The sequence below is a fragment of the Cyanobium sp. BA5m-21 genome (assembly GCF_024346235.1).
GTDB lineage: Bacteria > Cyanobacteriota > Cyanobacteriia > PCC-6307 > Cyanobiaceae > Cyanobium_A > Cyanobium_A usitatum.
On the sequence record NZ_JAGQCO010000068.1, the window covers coordinates 1 to 7,912 of the forward strand.

Consider the following 7,912-nt stretch of genomic DNA (forward strand, 5'->3'; position numbering starts at 1 on the left):
CCCTATGGATGACGTCGTGACACAGCAGATACGGGTCCTCAATGTGGGCGGCCAGTCCCGCGGGATCCAACTCCCTGGCCCCTACGCCACGTTTGAGCAGGTCCTGCTCGACCTAGATCCGTCGGTTGGGGCCGACATCGTGTTGGATGTGAGAGAGCTCACCAGCCTGGAGCCGCAGCAATTTGATGCCGTCTATTGCTCCCATAACCTCGAGCATGTGCGCCAGCACGAAGTGCCCGTGGTGCTGGCGGGCTTCCGCCATGTGCTCAAGCCCGGCGGCCTGGCCCACATCATCGTGCCCGATCTGCAGGAGCTGATGCTCGCCTGCGTGCAGCAGGGCATCGACCTCGATGGCCTGCTCTATGAATCGCCCATGGGTCCGATCACCCCGCTCGATGTGCTCTTCGGCCACGGCGGCATGATCGCCCAAAGCGGCCAGGACTATTACGCCCATCGCACCGGCTTCAGCCGCCGCACCCTGGCCAATGTGGTGGAAGCCAGCGGCTTTAGCCCGATGTTCTGCCAGCAGGGCAACCTGGAACTCAACCTGATCACCTTCAACGGCGATCCCGACCCCGAGCTCGCGGCCCTGTTTGATCTGCCGCTGTCCAGCCTGGACCCGTCAGCAGCCTTCTAGGAAAGGGGGCATGGCTTTCGTCCAGACCGGCCCTCTGGCCGCAGCGATTGCCCTGCATCAGCAGGGTCAGCTGGAACAGGCGCGCCAGGGCTATGGAGCGATCCTGGCGAGTGATTCGGGCAACGCTCCTGCCCATCACTACCTGGGGTTGCTGGAGCACCAGAGTGGCAACCCGATGGCCGCGCTGCCGCACCTGCGCACGGCGGTGCAAAGCGAAGCGGCTGAGCCCTTTTACTGGGTGAACCTGGGCAACCTGCTCAAGGATCTGCAGCGGCCCCAGGAGGCCGAGGCGGCCTACCAGCGCGCCCTGGCCCAGGAACCCGGCGACGCCCTGGCGCTCTACAACCTGGGCCATCTCTACCAGCTCTATGGCCGCTGGAACGAGGCGGCCGCCAGCTTTGGCCAGGCCACAGCCGCCCAGGACGACTTTGTGCTCGCCTGGCAAAAGCTCGCCGCCATGGAGCTGCGCGCCAACCGGCGCGAGCAGGCCTTAGCGGCGGCCGAACGGGCCGTGGCCCTGGCGCCCGATGACGCGGCGAGCTGGTTTCACCTGGCCGATGCCCTGGGCCGCTTCGCGCGTTGGCCCGAGTCCCTGGAGGCCCTAGAGCGCTCCCTTGCCCTGCAACCGCAGTTTGCCGAGGCCTGGAACAACCTCGGGCTGGCCCGCAAGCAGCAAGGCGATCTAGCCGGGGCAACGGCCGCCTTTGAGGCCGCCCTGGAGCAGGCTCCACCTAGCGATCCGGCCAATGCCTCGCTGGCGGCCGAAACCTGTTCCAACCTGGCCCAGCTCGAGCTCGACGCCTACCAACTCCAGGGCGCCCAGCAGTGGAGTGAGCGGGCGCTGGCCTTGGATCCCCAAAACGCCCAGGTGCAGTTCACCAAGGGCAACGTGCTCAATGCCTTGGGGCAGTATGAGCTGGCAGCTTCGGCCCTGCGCCGGGCCTTAGAACTCCAGAGCGATTTTCCCGAGGCCCTCAACAATCTCGGCAATATCCTGCTCAACCTGCGGCGCCACAGCGAGAGCATTGCCACCTTTGAACGGGCCATTTCCCAGCGCAGCGATTACGCCGAGGCCCTAGCCAACCTGGCCAATGCCCAGCGCGAAGCCAGCTATCCCGACCTGGCCGAACAGGCCCTGCAGGAGGCGATTCGCATCAAGCCCGAGTTCGCCGCTGCCCACTCCAACCTCGGCAACGCCTATTTCGACCAGGGCAAGGTGGATCTGGCCCTGGAGAGCTACCACCGCGGCATCGACCTTGGCCAGGACGATCGCGATTTTGTGCCCAACTACCTGTTCGCACTCAATTACAGCCCCAGTGCTAGCGATGCCCACCTGGCCGCCGAAGCAAGGCGCCTGGCCCAGGCCAAATTCGACGGCCTAGGTAGCGAGGCCCTTGGCAGCGAGGCCGTTGCGCTTGCACCAGCAGCGATCGGCGCGCGCCGGCTGCGGCTGGGCTATGTGTCGCCCGATTTCTGGATGCATCCGGTGGCGCGGTTCCTGCTGCCGGTGCTCGAGCACCACGACCACAGCCAGTTTGAGATCTTCGCCTACTCGTCGCGCTATCTCAAGGATGGCTTCACCAGCGAGATCGCCAAGCACGTCGAGCAATGGCGCGATGTCCACCAGCTCAATGATGGCGCCCTGGCCGAGCAAATCCGCGCCGATGGCATCGACCTGCTGATCGACCTCACCATGTACGCCCGCGATTGCCGTCCGGGCCTATTCGCCCGCAAGCCGGCGCCGGTGCAGATCAGCTACCTGGCCTATGTGGGCACCACCGGCCTAGCCGCCATGGATTACCGCATCACCGATCGGGTGCTCGATCCGCCCGAAGGCGGGCCGCTGCCCTTCAGCGAGCAGCCCCTGCGCCTGCCGCGCTGCTGGTGGAGTTTTGCCGTGCCGCCGCCGGTGGTTGCCATCCCCGAGGTGGTGCCGCCCCCCTGCCTGGGCAGCGGCGTGATCAGCTTCGGCAGCCTGAATAACTTCGTGAAGGTGAACGAAGGGCTGCGCGAGCTCTGGGCCCAACTGGTCGCCAGCGTGCCCGGCTCGAGGCTGGTGCTGCACATCAAGGAAACCCGGGCCCGCCTGGGCTTGCTGGAGTGCTTCGCCGAGCGCGGGGTTGCGAGCGATCGAATCAGCCTGATCGGCTATCAAAACGGGCCCGATTACATGGCCACCTACGGCCAAATCGACATCGCCCTCGACACCTCCCCCTTTGCCGGCGGCACCACCAGCTTCGATGCCCTCTGGATGGGGCTGCCGCTAGTGACCCTGGCCGGCGGGCGCAGCTCCAGCCGCGGCGGCGCCAGCATCCTCACCAGCCTGGGCCGGCCCGAGTGGATCGCCCGCAGCCCCGAGGAGTACATCGCCATCGCCCAACGCCTCGCCGCCGATCCCCAAGCTCTGGCGACAATCCGCAGCGGCCTGCGCGCCGAACTGCAGGCCTCGCCCCTGATGGATAACGCCGGCTTCACGCGGGAGCTTGAAGCGCTCTACCTGCAGGCGTGGGACGAGAGGAGTGGGGGCGAGTAGGACAGCGAGCAAGGAGTGCCCTCAGCTGCAACCCAGCGGCCTGGTTAAGGCAGGGAAGGCCTTGAGCAGGGCACGATCAGCGGTGACAAGCGGTGCATCGAGTTGTTGAGCCGCAGCAACAAACTCACAGTCGTAAGCGCTGCAACCGCTGCTGGCAGCCAACTTCAGTACGTCCTCGGATTGGACCGGTTCCTCATGGCCAATCACCAGGGTTTCGGCCTGCTCTTGCAGGGCAATCACCTGCTCAAGGCTGAGGGTGCCGCGTCGCAGGTAACCACACAACACATTGCGCCATTCACTCCGCCACAGCGGCGGCGCAGCCCAGGTGGGGTGCTCTTCCAGCAAGGCTTCTGCGGCAGCGGTTTGGGGTCCCCGTAACAGCAAATAGGCCACCAAGTTGGTGTCAACCACAATCATGGGCGGCCCTCCGCCTTGAAGGCCTCGATCACGTTCGGATCAAAATCACTGCTACCAAGCGTTTGCCGTAACGCCCGAATCTCACGCAAGCGGTCCGGCACAGGAACGGATGCAGCGGCAAGACCAGCCTCCAGGCAGACGATGGCTTCGTTGTTGAGGCTGCGGCGATGGTGCCTGGCAGCTGCACTGAGGCGCGCATGCAGGGCTTCGGGCAGGTTTTTGAGCGTGAGGGTCTTGGCCATCCCAGCAGCCGGCAGTTGGGCATGGAACCATTATGGATCCATTCTGGTTGCGCAGTCCAAGGCCTGCATCTCGAGCCTGCCGCAATCAGCCCGGTTGGGGCGGCGCTGCGGATCCCAGCACCCCCAGGCGGCGCAGCAACGGCAGGCAGCGGCGGCGAAAGTTCTCGGCCAAGCGCTCCAGATCGGCTTGGCGTTCACTCTCCGGCACAGGCTGCCCATCGCGCAGCATGGTTTGATCCAGGGCCCGCAGTCCGGCATCGATCGCCCCAGCCAGGGCGGCTTCGCTACATCCCTGGTTTAAGGCGTTGAGGGCGAGGAGCTCCATCCCGGTGAGCCTGTGGAGGTTGCCGCTCACGGGGCAGGCCAGCAAGGTATAGGGAGCACCGGCGGCGACGCTGGCGCCGATGTGGGCGTTGAAGCGCTGGCTGGGGCCCCGATCCCGCTCGGCCGGCACCAGCGCCACCGCATTGCGGCCCAGCAAGAGGGACACGGTCGGCACGAGCGAGAGCTGGGGCGTGCCAGGGGGAATCAAGCGACCGAGCTCGACCAGGGAGCGGGGCCCATCCTGCAGGCCCGCAAGCAGGGCCCGAATCCAGTCGCGGTTGGCCTGGACCTCGCCCCAGGCAAGCGGAAAGCGATGGCTGGTCTCGTCGACTAGGGCGTCTGGATCCAACAGGCTGCACACCCGCACCTGCTCAAGGGCGGTGGACACCTCCAGGGGCCAGAGGGGGTCCACCCCCTTGACATACACATCGCGGCGGAACGCCTGGTTGGTGAGCAGGTCGCGCACCAGCTCCCTCAAGGCCGGGTCACTCAGGCGTTGGATCTGCTGCTGGGCGGGCACCGGCAGCAGCGCGTCAAAGTTCTCGGCCAGGGTGGCGCTGCCGAGGTAGCCCAAGCCCAGCTCGCGCATGGACTCAATCACCTGGTTGGCATAGAGGGGCTGCCAGTGGCTGTTGTTGTATTCGTGCAGCAGGTAGCTGGGATCCAGCTTGCCCAAACCATCGAGGCGGCGTGGCAGATCCCGCTGGGTGCCAAAAACCTGGGCATTGGCCTGGCGAAGACCCTGAAACAGGTCCCGGGCGCCGTCCAGCGCCGGCATGCCATCCCCGAGCGTGGCCTGCAAGCTGCTAACGCAGTGCTGGAACGGCAGCATCGGCAGCCAGCCGGGCAGGGTGTTGTAAGAGAGGTAAAACAGGCCTCCGGGACGCAGGGCCCGTTCAGCCAGACGCATCAGGCTGAGGCGGACCTCCGGGGCGACCCAACTCAGGATCCCGTGGGCCACGGTGAAGTCGAAGTCGCCCCAGGCAATGACGCCGCCTGCGGCCTGCTCCAGCTCCAGGAAATCGGCCTGCTCAAAGCGCACATTCACCAGGCCGCTGGCCGCCGCCAGGGAGCGGGCGTGGGCGATGTGCTCGGCGTTGAAGTCGATGCCGAGGAAGCGGGCCTGGGGATAGTTCGCCGCTTGCAGGCAGAGGTTGTAGCCCTGGCCGCAGCCGAGCTCGAGCAGCTGGAAGGGCCCGCAGACCTCCGGGGGCCGATGCCGGTGGAGCAGGGCCAGGAAGGCCAGCCGTTCGGGGGACGGTTCTCTTTGGGCGTCATAGGTGTAGCCGGCTCCCGTGAAATAGCCGTGGCGAAGGGTCATGGGTTGGAGGGCTGCTGGGCTCGGTTCAGCCCGGGGGACTGGATAACAACATATACAGCTGGAAGTAAATTTATTCACGACTGCTTATTGACTTCGATTCTGCATTAGTCTTTTCTGTAATCTTTCTATTATGACTAGACAGCGGGATTTACTGTTTCTGCATATTTCATGGCATGATTGGGTAATTCGTAAGAGCTGTGAATTATTTCAGGTTCATCAATGACTAGGTCTGGACAGACGATGCCTTGAAGAATCTGAACCGCAAAGATTTCCTGCAGAGCATCTTCAAGCCTCACAAAGGCAACGAGCTGACCTATTTCGATATTGATAATCCAAATTCCGCTGTTGCGTGCAATGTTTTGTTCTGTGATGGGAATGCCACTGAAAACTGCCGTTTCCCTTGCCTGGGATAGTCCAATGAAAGCAAGGGGACCCCAAAAATCCAAGCCCCGTGTGAAGCCTGGACCAGTTGCAACTGCCTCATGCTTGTCAGTTTTGAGATCAACAACAGAGAGAGTTCCTTTGCCAGATTCGAGTACCCAGAGTTGCCCGTTGTGCCAGCGGGGCGAGTGAGGCATAGAAAGATTATGTGCGATGACTTCGCCACTGGGGATATCGATCAAAATTTCGCCGTCTTTTTTATTGTCTCGCCAACCAGTGGGTGTGTTTGTTTCACCAAGGGCGGTGACATATTTGGGTTTGCCATCAACCATGCCTAGGCCATTAAGATGACAGCGATCATTCGGGGAATATCCGGTGATGAAGCTTGGCTTCCAACGGGGTAGAAAGCTATTGATATTATCCAGGGTGCATAAGCAAGAAAAACGTGTGTTCACTACCCAAAGTTCATCGTTCTCGCCATAGGCCATCTCGTGCACAAGGATGTCGCCTGTGGTGTGCGAATCGCGGGGCATATAACAGGCGTCTACGTGACCAATTGGTTCGCGTTTTGCGCAACTGCTGGCATGTTGCGGAAGTGATGTATATGCCCTGGTGTGCCAATAGAGAGGATCTGATGATTGGCAGCTAGACTCATAGGCGAGTCAAAGGTCTGGAAGTGGGTATTAAGCAGGCCGTCTTGAGGTCTAAGAAAAACTAACTTTCCGGCTTGATAAGTGTTACAGCAAGTGAAGAATTTATTTCCTCTAATATTAGGGGAAAGTTTTCTGTATGAACGCTCCGCAGGGCTGGCAGTGCATCAGCATCATCTTCTTGAGTGGCATTACATTCATCTTCCTTTCTTTGATTGGCCTTCAAGCAAACCTCCTCGTAGATTGGTCAAGGATAGTTAATGAGGCTTTGTCGACTAAGGCATTGGGCGTAAAGCCAGGGGGAGTGCCTTGGACCATCTCTATAAGGATATGGCGGCCAACCACACATCCCAAAGTTTTTGTCTGCTGTCTATTAATCAAGGATCTGTGGCCCTTGTAATCAGAAGGGAACATACCCACCGTAAACGATGGCAGCTACCGGGGTTGCTCGGGGCGGAGTTAGCGGTTGGGTGGTTAAGGTCACTGGGCCGGTCACTCGATCTGGTCACTTCTGCCCAGCGCTGGCTGCTTGACTGGGGTTAGCCCGCTATTTGGTTCTCTTATAGTTCTTGGTCGATGCCTTTTGGCACACTGTGTTTCTTGGGCAAGTTTGCCTCCGATCAGCCGCATCTCGCTGGGAAGCAACTTCGATCAAGCCTTGAGGCATTGAGCGGAAGTCTTGGGCCATCAGCTAGACATCAAATTCTCCACATCGAATGGACATCTCTGTCAATAGCGATTGATTACCCATACCCAACAGATCGTGGCTGGCCAAATGGTTGCCGTGCAATCGCTTACGTGTGGTGCTATGTTATCTAAACGCCATGATGGATTTGCATTCACTTTGATACATGGTATCCGCTAGCTCTAATTATCCTTGATAGAACTTAGGGGTTGGTTGATACCGTTTGCCCGGGGAGTTGCTGCCGATATACGGATTTCTGTTCACTTCATGGGCCATCCTTTTTTGCATCAGGACTCTGCAGCTCCTTGGCGACGGCTTTCACAAGCGGGTCATCACCGGCGCGGAAGATTCCATCACATAGCAGACCCAGTCCGGCACTCAGCAGTAATTCCTGAACTTCGGCCAGGTTCAAGGAGAGCAGCTCTGCGCCAGCGCATCCAATTTTTGCCTCTTTCGTTTGATGATCCGCAGCAGCTCTGGTTTCCGTTACCTCAGTGATCGGCACCAGCCGACTGCAACCTCAGGCTTCTCACCAGCAATTCATATCAGGGATCCAGTTCGCTCAGGGGAATGCCGTCACGCTGGTGCCGGTACACGCCGCGCTGACCACCCAGCAGGCCGCTGAAGCGGCGTCCCATGGAGTGGTGTAACTCGGGGGGATCAGCCCCGGCGTAGCCGGGGCTGACGGCTCGCCTCCCTCAGACATCAGCTGTGGCAATGGG

The 7,912-nt window shown here is 61.2% G+C and carries 7 protein-coding genes; 2 read left to right on the forward strand and 5 right to left on the reverse strand.

From position 1 onward, the window contains the following. Positions 1-637, forward strand: a 637-nt coding sequence (locus KBY72_RS13320) for a class I SAM-dependent methyltransferase (protein WP_254993782.1), incomplete at its 5' end; no start/stop codon positions are given. Positions 638-647: 10 nt separating this feature from the next. Beyond that, a complete protein-coding gene (locus tag KBY72_RS13325; RefSeq protein ID WP_254960979.1) occupies positions 648-3,170 on the forward strand; it encodes a tetratricopeptide repeat protein in 2,523 nt (840 codons plus the stop codon). Positions 3,171-3,191: 21 nt separating this feature from the next. Here the strand turns inward: KBY72_RS13325 and KBY72_RS13330 are convergent, their stop codons facing one another. The 5 genes from KBY72_RS13330 to KBY72_RS13350 all read right to left on the reverse strand — a co-directional run bounded on the left by KBY72_RS13330 (position 3,192) and on the right by KBY72_RS13350 (position 7,695). Beyond that, positions 3,192-3,587, reverse strand: coding sequence for a type II toxin-antitoxin system VapC family toxin (locus KBY72_RS13330; RefSeq protein WP_254960980.1), 396 nt, complete (start codon positions 3,585-3,587; stop codon positions 3,192-3,194). After that, complete coding sequence (locus KBY72_RS13335; protein WP_254960981.1) at positions 3,584-3,829, reverse strand: FitA-like ribbon-helix-helix domain-containing protein; 246 nt, start codon at positions 3,827-3,829, stop codon at positions 3,584-3,586. Before KBY72_RS13335 ends, KBY72_RS13330 begins: the two co-directional genes overlap by 4 nt. An 85-nt stretch (positions 3,830-3,914) precedes the next feature. Continuing rightward, entirely contained in the window at positions 3,915-5,474 is a 1,560-nt protein-coding gene (locus KBY72_RS13340; protein ID WP_254960982.1) for a class I SAM-dependent methyltransferase, read from the reverse strand. 134 nt (positions 5,475-5,608) lie between these two features. Next, on the reverse strand, positions 5,609-6,412 hold the full coding sequence (locus tag KBY72_RS13345; protein WP_409995498.1) for a TIGR03032 family protein: 804 nt from the start codon (positions 6,410-6,412) through the stop codon (positions 5,609-5,611). 1,043 nt (positions 6,413-7,455) lie between these two features. Next, positions 7,456-7,695: a hypothetical protein gene (locus KBY72_RS13350; protein ID WP_254960984.1), complete on the reverse strand. Its 240-nt coding sequence runs from the start codon at positions 7,693-7,695 to the stop codon at positions 7,456-7,458. Positions 7,696-7,912 lie beyond the last annotated feature (217 nt).

Excerpts from the sequence above, each read along its gene's own strand:
- KBY72_RS13335 (WP_254960981.1), bottom strand. The coding sequence starts at position 3,829 with ATGGCCAAGACCCTCACGCTCAAAAACCTGCCCGAAGCCCTGCATGCG.
- KBY72_RS13340 (WP_254960982.1), bottom strand. The coding sequence starts at position 5,474 with ATGACCCTTCGCCACGGCTATTTCACGGGAGCCGGCTACACCTATGAC.
- KBY72_RS13325 (WP_254960979.1), top strand. The coding sequence starts at position 648 with ATGGCTTTCGTCCAGACCGGCCCTCTGGCCGCAGCGATTGCCCTGCAT.
- KBY72_RS13330 (WP_254960980.1), bottom strand. The coding sequence starts at position 3,587 with ATGATTGTGGTTGACACCAACTTGGTGGCCTATTTGCTGTTACGGGGA.